The organism is Pseudomonas soli (assembly GCF_021283165.2).
Taxonomy (GTDB): Bacteria; Pseudomonadota; Gammaproteobacteria; order Pseudomonadales; family Pseudomonadaceae; genus Aquipseudomonas; species Aquipseudomonas soli.
Genome location: NZ_CP128543.1, coordinates 257947 through 275690, shown reverse-complemented (window position 1 = coordinate 275690; position 17744 = coordinate 257947). Strand labels below are relative to the sequence as shown.

Genomic DNA, 17744 nt, shown 5'->3' with positions numbered 1-17744 from the left:
GTCCTGACCCGATCGTCTCCATGACGTTTCAACCACTGAGCCAGGATTCTGAGCGATTGGTGACTGGCCGCCGTTGAGGGCAAAGCCGACTCACTTGCTGCGTTCATTTCCTCACGTACTCCCTGGGCCGAGTGAGCGGCTAAGTTACTTCAGGCACGTTACAGAACGGCGTAGGCCGATTCCCCTGAAGTACGAGGAAAAATCAATACAATTGCTGTGCCATTCCAAGTGTCCGACTATCGCCAGCAAAAAAAAGCCCGTCTTGCGACGGGCTTTTCTCTCAGTGGCCGATCAGCGTTTGACCGGTGCCGGCTGCTGCTGGGTCAGGCAGTGAATGTTGCCACCGCCAAGCAGCAGTTCACGCCCTGGGATCATCACCACTTCGTGGTCCGGGAAAACCTTGGCCAGGATCGCTCTGGCCTGGGCATCAGCCGGGTCGTCGAAACTCGGGGCGATGATGCCCCCGTTGACGATCAGGAAGTTCACGTAGGAACCGGCCAGGCGTACCGAAGGGTCGCGCTCCTGGCTGCCCGCCACGTGATCGACGCCGTCGCATTCTGCCTGGGTGGCATACAGCGGCCCCGGGATCGGCATTTTGTGCACCACGAACTCGCGCCCTTTGGCATCGCGGGTGTTTTTCAACACCTCGTAGGCGGCGTGGCAGCGTGCATAGTTGGGGTCATTGGAATCATCGGTCCAGGCCAGTAACACTTCGCCTGGGCTGACGTAACAGCAGAAGTTGTCGACGTGGCCATCGGTCTCGTCGTTGTACAGGCCGTCCGGCAGCCAGACGATGGTCTCGACCGCCAGGTGCTCGCGCAGGATCTCCTCGATCTGTTCGCGGTCCAGGTGCGGGTTGCGGTTGCGGTTGAGCAGGCATTCTTCGGTGGTGATCAGGGTGCCTTCGCCATCGACGTGGATCGAACCGCCTTCGAGCACGAAGCCTTCGGTGTGGTAACGCTGCACGCGCTCCATCTCCATGACCTTGGCGGCCAGCTCCTCGTCACGGTTCCAGGGCGCGTACAGGCCGCCGTCGAAACCGCCCCAGGCGTTGAAGCCCCAGTCCACGCCGCGTACCTCGCCGTGGTCGTTGATGACGAAGGTCGGGCCGGTGTCACGCACCCAGGCGTCGTCGTTGCTGATCTCGACCACGCGGATGTTGGGCAGGTCGAGCTGGCGACGGGCGTTCTCGTACTGCCCGGCGGACACCGCCACGGTGACCGGCTCGAAGCGGGCGATGGCCTTGGCCAGGGTCACGTGCGCGGCCTGCGCCGGCTTGCCGCCCAGGCGCCAGTTGTCCGGACGCTCCGGCCAGACCATCCACACCTGGGTCTGCGGGGCCCACTCGGCGGGCATGTGGAAACCGTCGGCGCGGGGGGTCGAGTTGAGGGTCTTCATGGGTAACCTCTGCGAAGGCCCGGGGCCAGGGGCGCCAGGTCGGTGATCGAAAAAGATGCAGGCCCGCCAATATAGGCAGCGTAATGATCCGTCGATAATACAACCGATAAATATCGACATTAAATAGATAATCATAAAATATTTAGGCATAAAAAAGCCTGACAAACCGATAACAATCGATTTACCAGGCCTGCATGCCTTGAATCAGAGCCCTTCGTCGAGGACCCGCTCCACGCTGTCGACGAAGTAGTCCACGCTGGCCCGCGTGGTGCACATCGGTGGCTTGATCTTGAGGATGTTCAGGTAGTCGCCGGTCGGCTGCATGAAGATCCCCAGATCGCGCAGGCGATCACACAGGATCATGGTCTCCTCGGTCGCGGGTTCCAGCGTCTGGCGATCACGCACCAACTCCAGCCCCAGGTAGAACCCAGAACCATGGGCGGCGCCAGCAAGCGGATATTTATCGACCAATGCCTGCAGCCGAGCCTTGAAGTAACGGCCCACGTCTCGGGCGTTGTCCCACAACCCTTCGTCGCGCATCACCTCCAGCACCGCCATGCCGATGCGGCAACTGACCGGGCTGCCACCGGCCGACGAGAAGAAGTAGCCCTCGGCCTCCAGCGCCTCGGCGATCTCGCGCCGGGTGATCACCGCGCCCAGCGGCTGGCCGTTGCCCATGCCCTTGGCCATGGTGATGATGTCCGGCACCACGCCCTGCTCCTCGAAGCCCCAGAAGTACTCGCCCAGGCGCCCGTAACCGACCTGCACCTCGTCGGCGATGCACACCCCGCCGCGTTGGCGCACCTTGGCGTAGGCCTCGCGCAGGTAGCCCGGCGGCAACGAGATGCCCCCAGCGTTTCCGTACACCGGTTCGCAGATCATCCCGGCCAACTGGCGACCACGGGCGTCGAGGTCGGCCAGCTTGGCATCGACATCGCGCAGGTAGTCGGCGGCGCTGTCAGCGCCCCGGTAGCGACCGCGGAAGGTGTTCGGCGCCTCCACCGGATGCACCCAGTCTGGCCGGGTCTCCAGGGCCTGGGGGTTGTCGGCGATGGAGGTGGAGATCGCGTCAGTGGCCACCGACCAGCCGTGATAGGCCTCCAGCACGCTGAGCAGGTCGCGCCCGCCGCTGTAGGCCCAGGCCAGACGAATCGCCAGGTCATTGGCCTCGGTGCCGCTGTTGACCAGGAACACCCGGTCGAAGCCTTCCGGGGCCACTTCCAGCAGGCGTTCGGAGAATTCGGCGATGGCTGCGTAGTGAAAGCGCGAGTTGGTGTTGACCAGCGACCACTGGCGCGCCGACTCGGCGGCCATGCGCGGATGACCATGGCCAAGCACCGCGACGTTGTTGAGCATGTCCAGGTACGAGCGGCCCTGCATGTCGATGAGGTAGTTGCGCCAACCGCGCTCGATATGCGGAGGCTGGGCGTAGTAGTGCTTCTGCGAGCGTGCGAAGCTGGCATCGCGACGGGCCAGCAGGGCCCGTGCGTCGGCCAGCGGCTCGGCATCGCAGTCGAAGCCGAGCAGGGTGCGCGGTGACGGGCACAGGGCCAGCCAGGCGGCAGCGTGGGAGGGCGTGGCAAAGAATGGCGGACGGATATCGGTATCCACGCACAGCTGCACGCGAAGGTACCCACAGGTCGCGCCGATGGCCTGGCCCTTGCGCAACGCCTGGCCATCGGTCGGTGCCTCCTCCAGGCCATCGAGCCACAGACTCCAGTGCGCGGTGCGCAGGCAGCCACGGCCATCGCCGATGCATTGCCATACCCCAGCAGCGGGCGCCTGCAACGCGGTGCCGGGTAACAGGTTCAGCTCCACGCCCAAGGCGCAGGTAGCCGGTTCTTCAGGCCGGTCGATGTGGGTTTGCGACAGGCGGTACTGCCCATGCAGGCTGCACGCCGGCCCCGGCTGGGCAGCAAGCAGGCGCTGGTCAAAGCCGGGTTGCTCCCAGTTGCCCGCCTCGCAGTGGGGGCTGAGCACGCCCAAGTCGACCCGGGTCATCGCCTCGCCGTTCAGCGTCGGCAGCAACACGGCGCAATCGCCAAGATCGATGCTGGCCGGTTTGCGCCCAGCCGCCTGGAGGATCGCCGCCTCCATCAAAGCTGCGGGCACGGCGCAGGCCGTATCTAAGATCTCCCACTCATGGGCGATGTTGTCACGGGTGTACTGGTTGTCCGGATCGATGGCCAGTTGCTGTTCGCTGCTGAGCACCAGCACGGCTGCTCGGTTCAGCACCAGCGGCCAGAGGGCGCGCAACTCCGAGTCCTGCAGGGGATTCACGGCATGGTAGGCGCTGACCGCCGGCAGGATCCGCAGCGGGTCGCCCTCGGCGTGATGCAGCAAGGCCGCGCAGGTCACCGACAGATCAGCGATGCGCCAGGTACGCACCAGGTCACCGAAGTCGATGACACCCTGCACCTGCCACTGCCGCTCGGCATCGCGCGCCCAGACCACGTTGTCGTCGGTGATGTCCAGGTGCACGGCCTGGATCGGCAGCAGGTCGACCAACGGTTGCAGACGTGCGGCTGCCGACTGGGCGACCTGCTCCACCTGCGCCCGGCGCTGGGCATTCTGCAACACGGGCGACAAATGCGGGATCAGTACCTGGGCATGGCGCGGATCCCACTGCAAGGTGCGCTCGAGGCCTGGATGGTCGAAATCGGCTAGCGCCTCATCGACACGGGCGCAAAGCGTACCGAGCTCAGCCATCACCCGCGCTGGCAAATGGCCCAGGCGGGTCAGTGGCTGCCCGTCGATGTAATCGAGCAGGCGGGCCCGAAGCGGCTGGCCATCGACCTCGAGGTCCAGCAATAGCTCGCCGGTACTGGCTTTGCGCACTACCGGCACTGGCACGCCTTGCCCATGCAGGAACGCCAGCGCCGCATGCTGGGCTTGCAGTTCGACCGCCGCATAGCCGCCATGGCAGACCTTGAGCACGAAGCGGCCCTGGTCGCTGTCCACGCGAAAGTTGAGGTCCTGCTGGCTGCCCAGCACCTGCAACGTGCCCTGCAAGTCGTAGTGCGACCTCAGCAGGGCATGGGCCTGGGCCTCGCCAAGTGAAGGACTGGGCTGGCTCGAACGCTGGATCAGGGTGCTCAGGAGCATGAACGGGAAACCTCGTTTTTTTGTCGCTTATATCGCCACCACCGCTGCCGATAAGCAAGTGGCAGCCTTGCACAGACGACAGGCCGCCCTGCAACAAGACTTGCAACAGACGACGCCAGCCAACAAGCTAGGCATCTGCCACCACGTTTTCCGCACAGGCATCTGCACATGCGCATTCTCGTCACCGGCGGCGCCGGCTTCATCGGCTCGGCCCTGATCCGCCACCTGATTGACCATACCGAGCATGAAGTGCTCAATCTCGACAAGTTGACCTACGCGGGCAACCTGCAGTCCCTGCAGCGGATCGCCGACAACCCCCGCTATGAATTTGTCCAGGCTGATATCGCCGACCAGGTCAGTGTCAGCGCCTTGCTTGCCAGGTTCCAGCCACACGCCATCATGCACCTGGCCGCAGAGTCGCACGTCGACCGCTCCATCGATGGCCCGGCGGACTTCATTTACACCAATATCGTCGGCACCTACAGCCTGCTGGAGGCCGCTCGCGGTTACTGGAGCTCGCTTGAAAAGCCTGCCCGCGACACGTTCCGCTTCCACCACGTTTCCACCGACGAAGTGTTCGGCGACCTGCACGGCCCCGACGGACTGTTCGATGAAAACACCCCGTACGCCCCCAGCTCTCCCTACTCGGCCAGCAAGGCGGCAGCCGATCATCTGGTCCGCGCCTGGCAACGTACCTACGGCCTGCCGACGGTGATCAGCAACTGCTCCAACAATTACGGCCCGTATCACTTCCCAGAAAAGCTGATCCCGTTGATGATCCTCAACGCCCTGGCCGGCAAGCCGCTTGCGGTGTACGGCGATGGCCAGCAAGTCCGCGACTGGCTGTACGTCGAGGATCACGTCCGAGCCCTGCTCCGGATCGTTACCGCTGGAGAGGTCGGCCAGACCTACACCATCGGCGGCCACAACGAGCAGCGGAACATCGACGTGGTGCAGGCCGTGTGTGCGCTGCTGGAAGAGCTGGCCCCTGCGCACCCCGCCGGGGTGACCCGCTACACCGACCTGATCACCCACGTCCAGGACCGCCCGGGGCATGACCTGCGCTACGCTATCGATGCCGGCAGGATCGAGCGTGAGCTCGGTTGGGTACCGCAGGAAACCTTCGCCTCAGGCTTGCGCAAGACCGTGCAGTGGTACCTGAACAATCTCGACTGGTGCCGCCAGGTCCAGGACGGCAGCTATCAAGGACAGCGCCTGGGCAATTCGGACTTCAAGGACCTGATCGCATGACTAAAGGAATCGTCCTGGCCGGCGGCACGGGCACCCGCCTGCACCCCATCACCCTCGGTGTCTCCAAGCAGTTGCTGCCGATCTACGACAAACCGATGATCTACTACCCGATATCGGTGCTGATGCTCGCCGGCATCCGCGACATCCTGCTGATCTCCACGCCACAAGACCTGCCGCAGTACCGCCAGTTGTTCGGTGACGGCAGCCCGTTCGGCATTCACATAAGCTATGCCGAACAGCCGTCCCCCGACGGGCTGGCACAGGCGTTCCTGATCGGAGAGTCGTTCATCGGTGAAGATGCCGTCTGCCTGATTCTTGGCGACAATATCTTTCACGGCCAGAGCTTCAGCGAACAGTTGCAGCGTGCAGTGAAGCACACCTCGGGCGCCACCGTGTTCGGCTACTGGGTCAAGGACCCGGAGCGATTTGGCGTGATCGAGTTCGACGCCGATGGCCGGGCGTTGTCGATCGAGGAGAAGCCCCGGCAACCCAAGTCCAGCTTTGCCGTGACCGGCCTGTACTTCTACGACAACGATGTGGTGAACATCGCCAAGAGCATCCGCCCGTCAGCCCGCGGCGAACTGGAGATCACCGACATCAACAACGCCTACCTGGCACGCGGCGACCTGCGCGTAGAACGCTTCGGCCGTGGCTTCGCCTGGCTCGACACCGGCACGCACGACAGCCTGCTGGAAGCCTCGCAGTACGTGCAGACCCTCGAACATCGCCAGGGGCTGAAGGTGGCCTGCCTGGAAGAGATCGCCTTCCAGAACGGTTGGATCAGCCGTGAGCAACTGCTGGCCAAGGCCTGCGAACTGCAAAAGACCGGCTACGGCCAATACCTGAGCCAACTGGCCGAAGAACAGCCATGAATGTCATCTCCACCGCACTTCCCGACGTCCTGATCATCGAGCCCAAGGTGTTCGGTGACAGCCGAGGGTTCTTCTACGAAAGCTACAACGCCCGCGACTTCGCCCTGCGCACCGGCATCGATACGCCATTCGTCCAGGACAACCACTCTCGCTCCCTACACGGAGTGCTACGTGGGCTGCACTACCAGTTGCAAAATGCCCAGGGCAAACTGGTCCGCGTGCTGCAAGGCGATATCCTCGACGTGGCGGTGGACATCCGTCGCAGCTCGCCAACCCTGGGCCAGTGGGTGGCGGTGCGACTGTCCGCCACCAACCACCGCCAACTGTGGCTGCCACCCGGTTTCGCCCATGGTTTCCGGGTGTTGAGCGAGTCGGCCGAAGTGCTCTACAAGACCACCGACTACTACAACCCCGACGCCGAGTACGGCATCCGCTGGGACGACCCGCAGCTGGCCATCGACTGGCAGCTGAACGGCCTGCAACCGTTGCTGTCGGCCAAGGACCAGGCCGCCATGTCATTTGCCGATGCACAGCTGTTCCCATGAAGATCCTCGTCTGCGGCCGCCACGGCCAGGTTGCACTGGCACTCCAGGAAGCATTGCGCGGCCTGGGCGATGTGCAGCGGCTCGGTCGTGACGGGTTCGACATGGCCCGACCAGGGCAACTGCGCGCCGTGCTGCGCCAGATGGCGCCCGACCTGATCATCAACGCCGCCGCCTACACGGCAGTCGACCAGGCCGAAAGCGAAACGCAGCTGGCCCATGCCATCAACGCCGAAGCGCCCCGGATACTGGCCGAAGAAGCCGCACGGCTCGGCGCACCGCTGATCCACTACTCCACCGACTATGTCTTCGACGGCAGCAAGCCAGCTCCCTACAGCGAGGATGACGCCCCCAATCCACTGAGCGTCTATGGCCGAAGCAAGCTGGCGGGCGAACAGGCCATCACCGCTGTCGCCGGTGAACATCTGATCCTGCGCACCAGCTGGGTCTATTCGCTGCATGGACGCAACTTCCTGCTGACCATGCAGCGCCTGCTTCAGGAACGTCCACAGCTGAAAGTCGTCAACGACCAGATCGGCGCCCCGACCTGGGCAGGCACCCTCGCCGCCAGCACCCGCGCGCTGATCGAGCGCTGGCGCGACGGCCAGGCCGGTGCCTGGGGCACCTACCACCTGACCGCACAGGGCGAGACCTCCTGGTTCGGCTTCGCCCAGGCCATCGCTGACCAGCTCAAGGCCCAGGGGCGGCCTTGCGCCGAACTGCTGCCGATCCCTTCCAGCGAGTACCCGACACCGGCAAGACGACCGCTCAACTCACGCCTGGATTGTTCCCGCCTGGCCCGTGAATGGCACGTCAGCCAACCGCACTGGCACGATGCACTCATCGACTGCCTCAAGTAGCGCATAATTGCGCCAGATCCTACTGGCGCCCTTATTGCGATGATCCCAAGACCCACGCCTCCCCGCCGCCCCCGCTGGCGCAGCCTGGCCCTGCTGGCGCTGTGCCTGGCCCCACTGCTGTGGCCGCTGCACCACCTGGCCGAACGCTACTACCAGGATGAGCTGGCCTCGCAGAATCGCCAGACCCTCGACCTCTACGTTGCCAACCTGCTGGGCACCTTGCACCGCTACGAAACCCTGCCGCAGATCCTCGGCGACCTGCCGGCGCTGCGCGGCGTGCTGGCCGACCCGTTCCGCCTCGAGGCGGTGACCAACGCCAACCGGTTGCTCAAGGACATCACCCAGCAGACCGGTGCCGAGGTGATGTACCTGATGGATGTCAGCGGCAACACCCTGGCCGCGTCCAACTGGGACAAGCAGGACAGCTTCGTCGGCCGCAACTTCTCGTTCCGCCCGTACTTCATCGAGGCGATGGAGGGGCGGCTGGGACGGTTCTTCGGCCAGGGCACCACTTCGGCCAAGCGCGGCTACTTCTTCGCCGCCGCCGTGCACGACCGCGACAAGGTGATCGGCGTGCTGGTGGTCAAGGTCGACCTCGACCACACCGAAACCCTGTGGGGCCGCACGCCGGAACAACTGCTGCTGACCGACCAGAACGGCGTGGTGGTGCTCACCTCACGCCCGGACTGGCGGTTCCGCGCCACCCGCGAATTGACCGCGGCCGAGCGCCAGGCCATCGTCGCCATCCAGCCCTACCCGACCCAGGCTCCACAGCCGCTGAGCCTTGACCGTGACGCCTGGCTGATCCAGACCCGCGACATCAAGGAAACCGGCTGGCAGGTGAACATCCTCGCCCCACGCCTGCTGGTCGACCGCTCGGTGCAGACGGTCATGGCCATCGGCGGTGGCGCGCTGCTGGTGACCATGCTCCTGGCTGGCCTGGTGATGCAGCGCCGACGCCACTATATCGACCGCATCGACTTCGAGGCCCGTGCCCGACAAGAGCTGGAAAAGCGCGTGATCGAGCGCACCGCCGATTTGGAAGGCCTCAATACCCGGCTTAAGAGCGCGGTGCTGGAGCGCGAAAGCGCCCAGCAAGAGCTGGTGCGCGCCCAGGACGAACTGGTCCAGGCCGGCAAGCTCTCCGTGCTGGGCACCATGTCGGCGAGCATAAGCCATGAGCTCAATCAGCCGTTGGCGGCGATTCGCAGTTATGCCGAGAACGCCGAGATCCTCCTCGACCATCAGCGCACCGAGGACGTGCGCGGCAACCTCAAGCTGATTGGCGAACTGACCGGGCGCATGGCCTCGATCATCGCCCACCTGCGCGCCTTCGCCCGCCGCGACCAGCACGCCCCGGAGAGCGTTGCCCTGCAACCGGCCCTGGATGATGCCCTGGCGCTGCTGGCCAAGCGTCGCCGGGCCATGGCCGTAGAGCTGGTGCGCGACCTGCCTGAGGCCACCCTGTGGGTGCAGGCCGGCGAAACCCGCCTGCGCCAGGTACTGGGCAACCTGCTGGCCAACGCCCTCGATGCCCTGACCGAAAAAGCCAACCCGCGCAGGCTCTGGCTAAGTGCCGAACGCCAGGACGGCTGCGTCTACCTGTACATCCGCGACAATGGCCCAGGCTTCAGCCGCCAGGCCCTGGAGCACGCCAAGGAGCCGTTCTTCACCACCAAGACCCGCACCCAGGGCCTCGGCTTGGGGCTGGCTATCTGCGAAAGCCTGATGCACGCGCTCGGCGGCGAGTTGCTGCTGGGCAACCACCCTGAAGGCGGTGCCCTGCTGACCCTGAAACTGCGCGTGGCCAAGCCCGGCGCCAATCTGCAATCTTCGGAGGACACCTCGGCATGAGCACCGAGACACCCATCGACAGCCGTGCCCAGGTGATCCTGGTCGATGACGACCCGCACCTGCGCCAAGCCCTGAGCCAGACCTTGGACCTGGCCGGGCTCAAGGTGGTGGCCCTGGCCGAAGCCCAAGGCTTGGCCGAACGCCTCGAGGAAGACTGGCCGGGGGTTGTGGTCAGCGATATCCGCATGCCCGGCATCGATGGCCTGCAACTGCTGGAGCAACTGCACGCCCGCGACAGCGAATTGCCGGTGCTGCTGATCACCGGCCACGGTGATGTGCCATTGGCGGTGCAGGCCATGCGCGCCGGGGCCTATGACTTCCTCGAGAAGCCCTTCGCCAGCGACGCCCTGCTCGACAGCGTGCGCCGCGCCCTGGCCCTGCGCCGCTTGGTGCTCGACAACCGTAGCCTGCGCCTGGCCCTGAGCGATCGCCAGCAGTTGGCCACGCGCCTGCTCGGCCAGTCCCCCGGCATGCAGCGCCTGCGCGAGCAGATCGGCGCCCTGGCCGGCACCCGCGCCGACGTGCTGATCCTTGGCGAAACCGGCGCCGGCAAGGAGGTGGTGGCGCGTGCGCTGCACGACCTGTCGAGCCGGCGCGACGGCCCCTTCGTGGCGATCAACGCCGGCGCACTGGCCGAGTCGGTGGTCGAGAGCGAGTTGTTCGGCCATGAGCCGGGCGCCTTCACCGGTGCGCAGAAGCGCCGCATCGGCAAGTTCGAGTTCGCCAATGGCGGGACGCTGTTCCTCGATGAAATCGAGAGCATGAGCTTGGATGTTCAGGTCAAGCTGCTGCGCCTGCTGCAGGAGCGGGTGGTCGAGCGTCTGGGCGGCAACCAGCTTATCCCGCTGGATATCCGTATCATCGCCGCCACCAAGGAAGATCTGCGCCAGGCCGCTGACCAGGGGCGTTTCCGTGCTGACCTCTACTACCGCCTGAACGTCGCACCGTTGCGTATCCCCGCGCTGCGTGAGCGCGGCGACGACATCCTGATGCTGTTCCAGCACTTCGCCGACGCCGCCAGCGACCGGCATGGCCTGCCCCCCCACAACCTGCAACCGGTGCAGCGTGCCCTGCTGCTGCGCCACGACTGGCCGGGCAATGTACGCGAGCTGCAGAATGCCGCCGAACGATTCGCCCTTGGCCTGGAGCTGGCCCTCGATGGCCAGGCGCCTGCGGTGGCCAACGATAGCCATGTCCCGGTGCCAGCCGGCAACCTCAGCGAGCAGGTCGAACAATTCGAGCGCTCGCTGATCGCCGCCGAGCTGATGCAGCCGCACAGCTCCATGCGCAGCCTCGCCGAGGCCCTTGGCATCCCGCGCAAGACCCTGCACGACAAACTGCGCAAGCACAGCCTGAGCTTTGGCGGACACGACGACCAGGAGGACAACCGTCAATGAGCAACGACAGCCAGTACCTGCAGTCCGTACTGCACAGCGATATTCCGCTGACCCGCGAAATGGGCATGGAGGTCATCGATTGGCAGGCGCACACCTTGCGTCTGAAGCTGCCTTTGGCGCCCAACGTCAACCACAAGAGCACCATGTTCGGCGGCAGCCTGTACTGCGGCGCTGTGCTGGTGGGTTGGGGCTGGCTGCACCTGCGTCTGCGCGAGCTGGGGATCGATGACGGGCATATCGTCATCCAGGAGGGGCAGATCAGCTACCCGCTGCCAGTCACCGGGGCCGCCGTGGCGCGTTGCCCGGCGCCGGACGAGAGGACCTGGGAGCGGTTTCTGACAATGTATCAACGTCGTGGACGGGCACGCCTGACGCTGGAGACGGTGGTGAGCAACGAGGGTAGTGACGAGCCTGCGGTGACGTTCAGCGGGCAATACGTGCTGCATCGCTGAAAGCTTGGGGCGCGTAGCGGCCCCGACAAGCTCAAGCTTTGATCGCACTCGCCAGTTCGACGAGCGCCTGTCGCCATTCAGCAGCGCGGGGCAACGCCAGGAAGAACGGATTGAGCAACGACTCACGCGGTGGGTAGCGGAACGGCAACCCGTCCAGCCCGATCACCTCGCCCCCGGCACCTTCCAGCACGCCCTGGGCGGCGGCAGTATCCCACTGCGAGGTCGGCGCCAGCCGCGGATAACAGTCGGCACTGCCTTCGGCGAGCAGGCAGAACTTCAAGGAGCTGCCGATGTTGGCCAGTTCCAGCTCCCCTAACGCACTCCCAAGCCCCGCCAGCAGCGCTTCCTGCTCCGGGCTGGAATGCCGACGGCTGGCGACGACGGTAAACCGCTCATGCGCCGGTGGGGCATTACGCACCTGGATCGGTTGAGCCTCTTCGTTATGCTCGGTCTTCCAGGCACCTAACTCGCGCCCACCGGAATAACAGCGGCCATTGGTCGGCATTGCCACCACGCCAAACACCACCTCGCCGTTTTCGATCAGCGCGATGTTGACGGTGAACTCCTCACTACCGGCGATGAACTCCTTGGTGCCATCCAAAGGATCGACCAGCCACCAGCGCTGCCAACCTGCGCGGGTTGCCAGCGGGATGTCGCAGTCCTCCTCGGAGAGCACCGGAATCTGCGGCGCCAACGCCTGCAAGCCATCGGCGATAACCCGATGGGCTGCCAGGTCGGCAGCGGTCACCGGTGAATCGTCGGCCTTGTTGCTTACCGCCACGTCAGCGCGCCAGAACGGCAGGATCGCCTCGCCAGCCAACAGGGCGAGCTTGACCACGTCCTGCATCAGTTGCCGATCATTCATACGCTCAGCACCCCACGCTGGATCAGCAGGTCACGGGCCAGGTACAACGCCGCCAGTGCTCGGCCTTCGCTGAACTGCGGGTGCATGGCCAGGGCCGAGAGCTCGCGCAGGTTGACCTTGTCGACCCGCATCGGCTCGGGCTCGTCGCCCTCCAGACGCTCTTCGTACAGGTCGGTGGCTAGGACCACCTGGATCTTCTGGCTCATGTAGCCGGGCGACAGCGACAGCTCGGTCAGGTGCTCCAGCTGACGCGCGCCAAAACCAGCCTCTTCCTTGAGCTCCCGGTCGGCGGCGGCGAGCACGTCCTCGCCCGGCTCGATCAGGCCTTTGGGCAACGACAGCTCGTACTCGTCGGTACCGCCGCAATATTCCTCGACCAGCACAGCATGCTCGGCATCGAGCATGGCCACGATCATCACCGCGCCATAGCCGTTGCCGCGGCCAACCAGTCGCTCATAGGTGCGCTCGGTGCCGTTGGAGAAGCGCAACTGCACGGCTTCCACGCGGAACAGGCGGCTGCTGGCGACGATTTCGCGGCTGAGAACGGTGGGTTTCTGGCGCATGGGGCGGCTCCTTGGCGTGAACGGGTTACTATACCGTGGCTTGCCGACTGATCGAGAATTTCCCATGCCCGTTCTTCCCTGGTCCACCATCGATACCGTCCTGCTGGACATGGACGGCACCCTGCTCGACCTCCATTACGACAACCGCTTCTGGCTGCAGCACCTGCCCCAGCGCTACGCCGAGCTGCATGGCGTGAGCCGGGCCATGGCCGAGCTCGAGCTGCGCCCGCTGTTCGAACAGCATGCCGGCACGCTCAACTGGTACTGCCTGGACTTCTGGAGCCGTGAACTGCGCCTGCCGATCCGCGAGCTCAAGCTGGAGATCGCCGACCTGATCGCCTTGAAGCCGGATGCCGATACCTTCCTCGCCGCCATTCGCAAGGCCGGCAAGCGGGTGGTGATGATCACCAACGCCCACCGCGACTCGCTGTCGCTGAAGCTGGAGCGGGTTGAACTGGCGCCGTACTTCGAGCGGCTGATCAGCTCGCACGACTATGGCTATCCGAAGGAGAGCCCGCAGTTCTGGGATGCGCTGCAGGCGGACATCGGCTTTGAGCCGGCGCGCAGCCTGTTCATCGATGACACCCTGGCGATTCTGCGCAGTGCCCGGCAATTTGGCGTGGGGCACCTGCTGGCTGTGCGCCAGCCGGATAGTCGGGCCGAGCCACGCGATACCCAGGAGTTCACGGCAGTAGAGGATTACCGGGAGTTGCTGGAAGGGTTGTAACTGCGCAATCGCCCCGTAGGAGCGGCTTCAGCCGCTCCTACAAGCGCCCCCTCAGTCGGGAATACGCAGCACCTGCCCCGGATAGATCTTGTTGGGATCCTTCAGCATCGGCTTGTTTGCCTCGAAGATCTTCTGGTACTTGTTGGCATCGCCGTAGACTCGCTTGGAGATGGCACTCAGGGTGTCACCCTTCTCGACCTCGACGAACCGGGCAGCTTGAGCAATTGGCCCGGTGACGGTGATCTGGTCATCCACCGAGGCCACACCGGCGATGTTGCCTGCAGCCAGGATGATCTTCTCTTTCTCTTCCTGGCTGCTTACCTCACCCTTGAGGATGACCTTGTCACCCTCTACAGTGGCCGAGATGTTCGGGTTGCCCAAGCCAACGTCACTGACGTGTTTCTTCAACTGTTCCTCGGCATTGGCATTGCCGGGGGTCAGCAGGTCGATCAACTTCTCGCCGGCTTCCTTCACGAAACTGAACAGGCTCATGTGGCGCTCCTTTGATGGTGAATCCATGGAAGCAGGAGTCTAGGCCAGGATCGGCCAACCCGCCCCGGTGCGACCAATCGACGCGCTCTATCACGGGATAGACGCTAGCGATTAGACGCCATCTGCACAGGGGCCTAGGCTTGTGGGGTCAAACTGCCAGCCGGTATTCGAGCCGATGAACAGCAAGCCACCGGTCTGCGCGGCGTCAACGCCTCTCGCCCTGCCCGCCGCCAGCAACACCTACGACTACGTCCAGCTTTCCGATGCCGCCCGCGACAATACCCCGCTGGCCGAGGAAGTGGCGTTGGCGATCGTCTACAACGGCCTGAACCAGGCGGTGATGCTGGTCAGCCCGACCGACCTGGAAGACTTCGCCGTCGGTTTCAGCATCGGCAGCGGCATCGTTGCCGGTACCGAGGAAATCTACGACATGAAGCTCTCCGGCAGCGGTTCGGCGCTCTACGCCGACCTGGAGATATCCAGCCGCGCCTTCTGGAACCTGAAGAACCAGCGCCGCCAGCTGGCCGGCACCAGCGGTTGCGGCCTGTGCGGCGTCGAGGCATTGGAGCAGGCGCTGCCCGAGCTGAACGTGCTGCCTGGCGCGCCGCTGCCACCTGCCCACTGGCTGAAGGACCTGCGCCAGCGCATCGACGCCTTCCAGCCACTGGGCCAGCACTGCGGTGCGGTGCACGCGGCACTGTTCATGGACCGCGACGGCCAGCTGCTGCTGGGTCGCGAGGACATTGGCCGGCACAACGCCCTGGACAAGCTGATCGGCGCCCTGCTGCGCCAGCGCATCGAGACCCAAGGGGGGCTGGCCATCGTCACCAGCCGCTGCAGCCTGGAACTGATCCAGAAGGTCCTGCGCGCCGGCATCCAGACCCTGGTAAGCCTTTCCGCGCCCACCGGCCTGGCCCTGCAATGGGCCCGCAAGCACAACCTCAACCTCATTCATCTGCCCAAACACAGCGCACCGCGGGTGTTCAGCCCAGCGGCGGAGTAGCAACAGCCGTGACCTCCTACGAAAAACTGCCAGACAACGCCCCCGCCTCCACCCCTCGCTACAAACCTTATCCCGGCCCCGCCGGCGGCTGGGGCGCGCTGCGCAGCGTGGCCAAGGCCTGGGTGGGCAGCGACAACGCCCTGAAGAACATCCGCGCCCTGCTCAAGACCAACCAGAACGGCGGCTTCGACTGCCCCGGCTGCGCCTGGGGCGACTCGCCCGAAAGCGGCATGGTCAAGTTCTGCGAGAACGGCGCCAAGGCGGTCAACTGGGAAGCCACCAAGCGCCGGGTGGATGCCGCGTTCTTCGCCCGCTACAGCGTGAGCGCGCTGCTGGGGCAGAGCGACTACTGGCTCGAGTACCAGGGCCGACTGACCGAGCCGATGGTCTATGACCCGATCACCGACCGTTACCGGCCGATCGACTGGGACGCCGCCTTCGCCCTGATCGCCCGGCACCTGAACAACCTGGCAAGCCCCGACCAGGCCGAGTTCTATACATCCGGCCGGGCCAGCAACGAGGCGGCTTATCTCTATCAGCTGTTCGTGCGCGCCTACGGCACCAACAATTTCCCCGACTGCTCGAACATGTGCCACGAGGCCAGCGGCGTGGCCTTGGGCCAGAGCGTCGGCGTGGGCAAGGGCACGGTCACGTACGACGATTTCGAGCACGCCGACACGATCTTCGTCTGGGGCCAGAACCCCGGCACCAACCACCCTCGCATGCTCGACCCGTTGCGTGACGCGGTGAAACGCGGCGCCCAGGTGGTGTGTGTCAACCCGCTCAAGGAGCGTGGCCTGGAGCGTTTCCAGCACCCGCAGAACCCGTTGGAGATGCTGACCAACAGCGACCGACCGACCAACACCGCATTCTTCCGCCCGGCGCTGGGCGGCGACATGGCGCTGCTGCGCGGCATGGCCAAGTTCCTGCTGCAATGGGAGCGTGAGGCCCAGGCCAGCGGCGCGCCGGCGATCTTCGATCATGCCTTCATCGCCGAACACGGCCATGGCGTGGACGAATACCTGGCGGTGGTCGACGCCACCCCATGGGAACAGATCCAGGCCCAGTCCGGGCTGACCCTGGCCGATATCGAGCTGTCGGCACACATGTACTGCAAAGGCAAACGCGTGATCATGTGCTGGGCCATGGGCATCACCCAGCACCGCCATTCGGTGCCGACCATCCAGGAAATCGTCAACCTGATGCTGCTGCGCGGCAACCTCGGGGTACCGGGCGCCGGCCTGTGCCCGGTGCGCGGCCACAGCAACGTGCAGGGCGACCGCACCATGGGGATCAACGAACGCCCACCGGTGTTGCTGCTCGATGCCATCGAAAAACGCTTCGGCTTCCCGGTGCCGCGCCATAACGGCCACAACACCGTCGAGGCCATCCACGCCATGTTGGAAGGCCGGGCCAAGGTGTTCATCGGTTTAGGCGGCAACTTCGCCCAGGCCACGCCGGACACCGAGCGCACCGCCCAGGCGCTGCGCAACTGCGAGCTGACCGTGCACATCAGCACCAAGCTCAACCGCAGCCACCTGATTCATGGCAAACAGGCGTTGATCCTGCCGTGCCTGGGCCGCACCGATATCGACCTGCAGGGCGAAGGCCCGCAGGCGGTGACGGTGGAGGACTCGTTCAGCATGGTCCACGCCTCCAACGGCCAGCTCAAACCACTGTCCCGACAGATGCGCTCGGAGCCCGCCGTGGTTGCCGGCATCGCCGCCGCCACCTTGGGCAAGCAGCCAGTGGACTGGCACTGGCTGGTGGCCGACTACGACCGTATCCGCGACCTGATCGCCGACACCATCCCGGGCTTTGCCGACTTCAACGAGCGTCTGCGCCTGCCCGGCGGCTTCTACCTGGGCAACAGTGCCGGCAGCCGCCAGTGGAAGACCGCCAGCGGCCGCGCCAACTTCAAGGCCAATCTGCTACCGGACAGCCTGCTCGACGAGCGCGTGCGTGCCAGCGGCCAGATACCGGACCTGATCATGCAGTCGATGCGCTCGCACGATCAGTACAACACCACCATCTATGGCATGGACGATCGTTATCGTGGCGTGCGCGGCCAGCGTGACGTGCTGTTCGTCAACGAGGCCGACATCGTCCGCCTGGGCTTCCAGCCGGGGCAGAAGGTCGACATTGTGTCGCTCTGGGGCGATGAACATCTGCGCCGGGTGCATGGGTTTACCCTGCTGGCGTTCGACATCCCCGCTGGCCAGGCGGCGGCCTACTACCCGGAGGTGAACCCGCTGGTGCCGCTGGAGAGCATCGGTGACGGCAGTTACACGCCGACGTCGAAGTTCATCGCCATCAAGTTGGAGCGCGCGCGGGACGACGGGCGCATCATCTGATTCGCGCCC

The 17744-nt window shown here is 65.0% G+C and carries 15 protein-coding genes; 10 read left to right on the top strand and 5 right to left on the bottom strand.

Features of this window, described 5'->3' with window-relative positions; genetic code table 11:
- Nucleotides 1-291: 291 nt before the first annotated feature.
- Both aguA and LU688_RS01180 read right to left on the bottom strand, forming a co-directional pair.
- Entirely contained in the window at nucleotides 292-1398 is a 1107-nt protein-coding gene (gene aguA, locus LU688_RS01185) for an agmatine deiminase (protein WP_023630147.1), read from the bottom strand.
- Between the two features lie 204 nt (nucleotides 1399-1602).
- On the bottom strand, nucleotides 1603-4503 hold the full coding sequence (locus LU688_RS01180) for an aminotransferase (protein WP_094011587.1): 2901 nt from the start codon (nucleotides 4501-4503) through the stop codon (nucleotides 1603-1605).
- A 168-nt stretch (nucleotides 4504-4671) separates the two neighbouring features.
- Between LU688_RS01180 and rfbB the strand changes: the two genes are divergently transcribed.
- From rfbB to LU688_RS01145, 7 genes are read left to right on the top strand one after another with little or no spacing between them, the layout of a single operon-like run.
- Complete coding sequence (gene rfbB, locus LU688_RS01175; RefSeq protein ID WP_094011588.1) at nucleotides 4672-5754, top strand: dTDP-glucose 4,6-dehydratase; 1083 nt, start codon at nucleotides 4672-4674, stop codon at nucleotides 5752-5754.
- Complete coding sequence (rfbA, locus tag LU688_RS01170) at nucleotides 5751-6626, top strand: glucose-1-phosphate thymidylyltransferase RfbA (protein ID WP_094011589.1); 876 nt, start codon at nucleotides 5751-5753, stop codon at nucleotides 6624-6626. Before rfbB ends, rfbA begins: the two co-directional genes overlap by 4 nt.
- The gene (gene rfbC / locus LU688_RS01165) at nucleotides 6623-7171 is read left to right on the top strand and encodes a dTDP-4-dehydrorhamnose 3,5-epimerase (RefSeq protein WP_094011590.1); all 549 of its coding nucleotides are present in this window, start codon (nucleotides 6623-6625) and stop codon (nucleotides 7169-7171) included. The genes rfbA and rfbC overlap by 4 nt, the downstream gene beginning before the upstream one ends.
- Nucleotides 7168-8028 carry a dTDP-4-dehydrorhamnose reductase gene (rfbD, locus tag LU688_RS01160; RefSeq protein WP_160291013.1) on the top strand — a complete coding sequence of 287 codons (861 nt, stop codon included), beginning with the start codon at nucleotides 7168-7170 and terminating at the stop codon, nucleotides 8026-8028. The genes rfbC and rfbD overlap by 4 nt, the downstream gene beginning before the upstream one ends.
- Nucleotides 8029-8067: 39 nt before the next feature.
- On the top strand, nucleotides 8068-9882 hold the full coding sequence (locus LU688_RS01155) for a sensor histidine kinase (RefSeq protein WP_094011592.1): 1815 nt from the start codon (nucleotides 8068-8070) through the stop codon (nucleotides 9880-9882).
- Nucleotides 9879-11279 carry a sigma-54-dependent transcriptional regulator gene (locus LU688_RS01150; protein WP_094011593.1) on the top strand — a complete coding sequence of 467 codons (1401 nt, stop codon included), beginning with the start codon at nucleotides 9879-9881 and terminating at the stop codon, nucleotides 11277-11279. The genes LU688_RS01155 and LU688_RS01150 overlap by 4 nt, the downstream gene beginning before the upstream one ends.
- On the top strand, nucleotides 11276-11731 hold the full coding sequence (locus LU688_RS01145) for a thioesterase domain-containing protein (RefSeq protein WP_094011594.1): 456 nt from the start codon (nucleotides 11276-11278) through the stop codon (nucleotides 11729-11731). The genes LU688_RS01150 and LU688_RS01145 overlap by 4 nt, the downstream gene beginning before the upstream one ends.
- A gap of 31 nt (nucleotides 11732-11762) precedes the next feature.
- On the opposite strand, the gene cysQ is transcribed toward LU688_RS01145, so the two are convergent.
- Entirely contained in the window at nucleotides 11763-12596 is an 834-nt protein-coding gene (gene cysQ / locus LU688_RS01140) for a 3'(2'),5'-bisphosphate nucleotidase CysQ (RefSeq protein WP_094011595.1), read from the bottom strand.
- A complete protein-coding gene (gene nudE / locus LU688_RS01135; protein WP_023630347.1) occupies nucleotides 12593-13159 on the bottom strand; it encodes an ADP compounds hydrolase NudE in 567 nt (188 codons plus the stop codon). The genes cysQ and nudE overlap by 4 nt, the downstream gene beginning before the upstream one ends.
- Nucleotides 13160-13223: 64 nt before the next feature.
- On the opposite strand from nudE, the gene yrfG reads away from it, so the two are divergent.
- Nucleotides 13224-13886, top strand: a complete 663-nt coding sequence (gene yrfG, locus LU688_RS01130) for a GMP/IMP nucleotidase (protein ID WP_104444628.1) — start codon at nucleotides 13224-13226, stop codon at nucleotides 13884-13886.
- 51 nt (nucleotides 13887-13937) lie between these two features.
- Here yrfG and lysM read toward each other — a convergent pair whose 3' ends face one another.
- Nucleotides 13938-14378, bottom strand: a complete 441-nt coding sequence (lysM, locus tag LU688_RS01125; protein WP_023630345.1) for a peptidoglycan-binding protein LysM — start codon at nucleotides 14376-14378, stop codon at nucleotides 13938-13940.
- A 175-nt stretch (nucleotides 14379-14553) separates the two neighbouring features.
- On the opposite strand from lysM, the gene fdhD reads away from it, so the two are divergent.
- Both fdhD and LU688_RS01115 read left to right on the top strand, forming a co-directional pair.
- Nucleotides 14554-15381: a formate dehydrogenase accessory sulfurtransferase FdhD gene (fdhD, locus tag LU688_RS01120; RefSeq protein ID WP_094011596.1), complete on the top strand. Its 828-nt coding sequence runs from the start codon at nucleotides 14554-14556 to the stop codon at nucleotides 15379-15381.
- 8 nt (nucleotides 15382-15389) lie between these two features.
- Nucleotides 15390-17735, top strand: coding sequence for an FdhF/YdeP family oxidoreductase (locus tag LU688_RS01115; protein WP_094011597.1), 2346 nt, complete (start codon nucleotides 15390-15392; stop codon nucleotides 17733-17735).
- The last annotated feature ends 9 nt before the right edge of the window (nucleotides 17736-17744 follow it).

Bases quoted from the DNA above. Each gene is read 5' to 3' on its own strand.
- yrfG (WP_104444628.1), top strand. From the start codon at position 13,224: ATGCCCGTTCTTCCCTGGTCCACCATCGATACCGTCCTGCTGGACATG.
- LU688_RS01145 (WP_094011594.1), top strand. From the start codon at position 11,276: ATGAGCAACGACAGCCAGTACCTGCAGTCCGTACTGCACAGCGATATT.
- aguA (WP_023630147.1), bottom strand. From the start codon at position 1,398: ATGAAGACCCTCAACTCGACCCCCCGCGCCGACGGTTTCCACATGCCC.
- rfbC (WP_094011590.1), top strand. From the start codon at position 6,623: ATGAATGTCATCTCCACCGCACTTCCCGACGTCCTGATCATCGAGCCC.
- rfbD (WP_160291013.1), top strand. From the start codon at position 7,168: ATGAAGATCCTCGTCTGCGGCCGCCACGGCCAGGTTGCACTGGCACTC.
- LU688_RS01150 (WP_094011593.1), top strand. From the start codon at position 9,879: ATGAGCACCGAGACACCCATCGACAGCCGTGCCCAGGTGATCCTGGTC.
- fdhD (WP_094011596.1), top strand. From the start codon at position 14,554: ATGAACAGCAAGCCACCGGTCTGCGCGGCGTCAACGCCTCTCGCCCTG.
- cysQ (WP_094011595.1), bottom strand. From the start codon at position 12,596: ATGAATGATCGGCAACTGATGCAGGACGTGGTCAAGCTCGCCCTGTTG.
- lysM (WP_023630345.1), bottom strand. From the start codon at position 14,378: ATGAGCCTGTTCAGTTTCGTGAAGGAAGCCGGCGAGAAGTTGATCGAC.
- LU688_RS01155 (WP_094011592.1), top strand. From the start codon at position 8,068: ATGATCCCAAGACCCACGCCTCCCCGCCGCCCCCGCTGGCGCAGCCTG.
- nudE (WP_023630347.1), bottom strand. From the start codon at position 13,159: ATGCGCCAGAAACCCACCGTTCTCAGCCGCGAAATCGTCGCCAGCAGC.
- LU688_RS01180 (WP_094011587.1), bottom strand. From the start codon at position 4,503: ATGCTCCTGAGCACCCTGATCCAGCGTTCGAGCCAGCCCAGTCCTTCA.
- rfbA (WP_094011589.1), top strand. From the start codon at position 5,751: ATGACTAAAGGAATCGTCCTGGCCGGCGGCACGGGCACCCGCCTGCAC.
- rfbB (WP_094011588.1), top strand. From the start codon at position 4,672: ATGCGCATTCTCGTCACCGGCGGCGCCGGCTTCATCGGCTCGGCCCTG.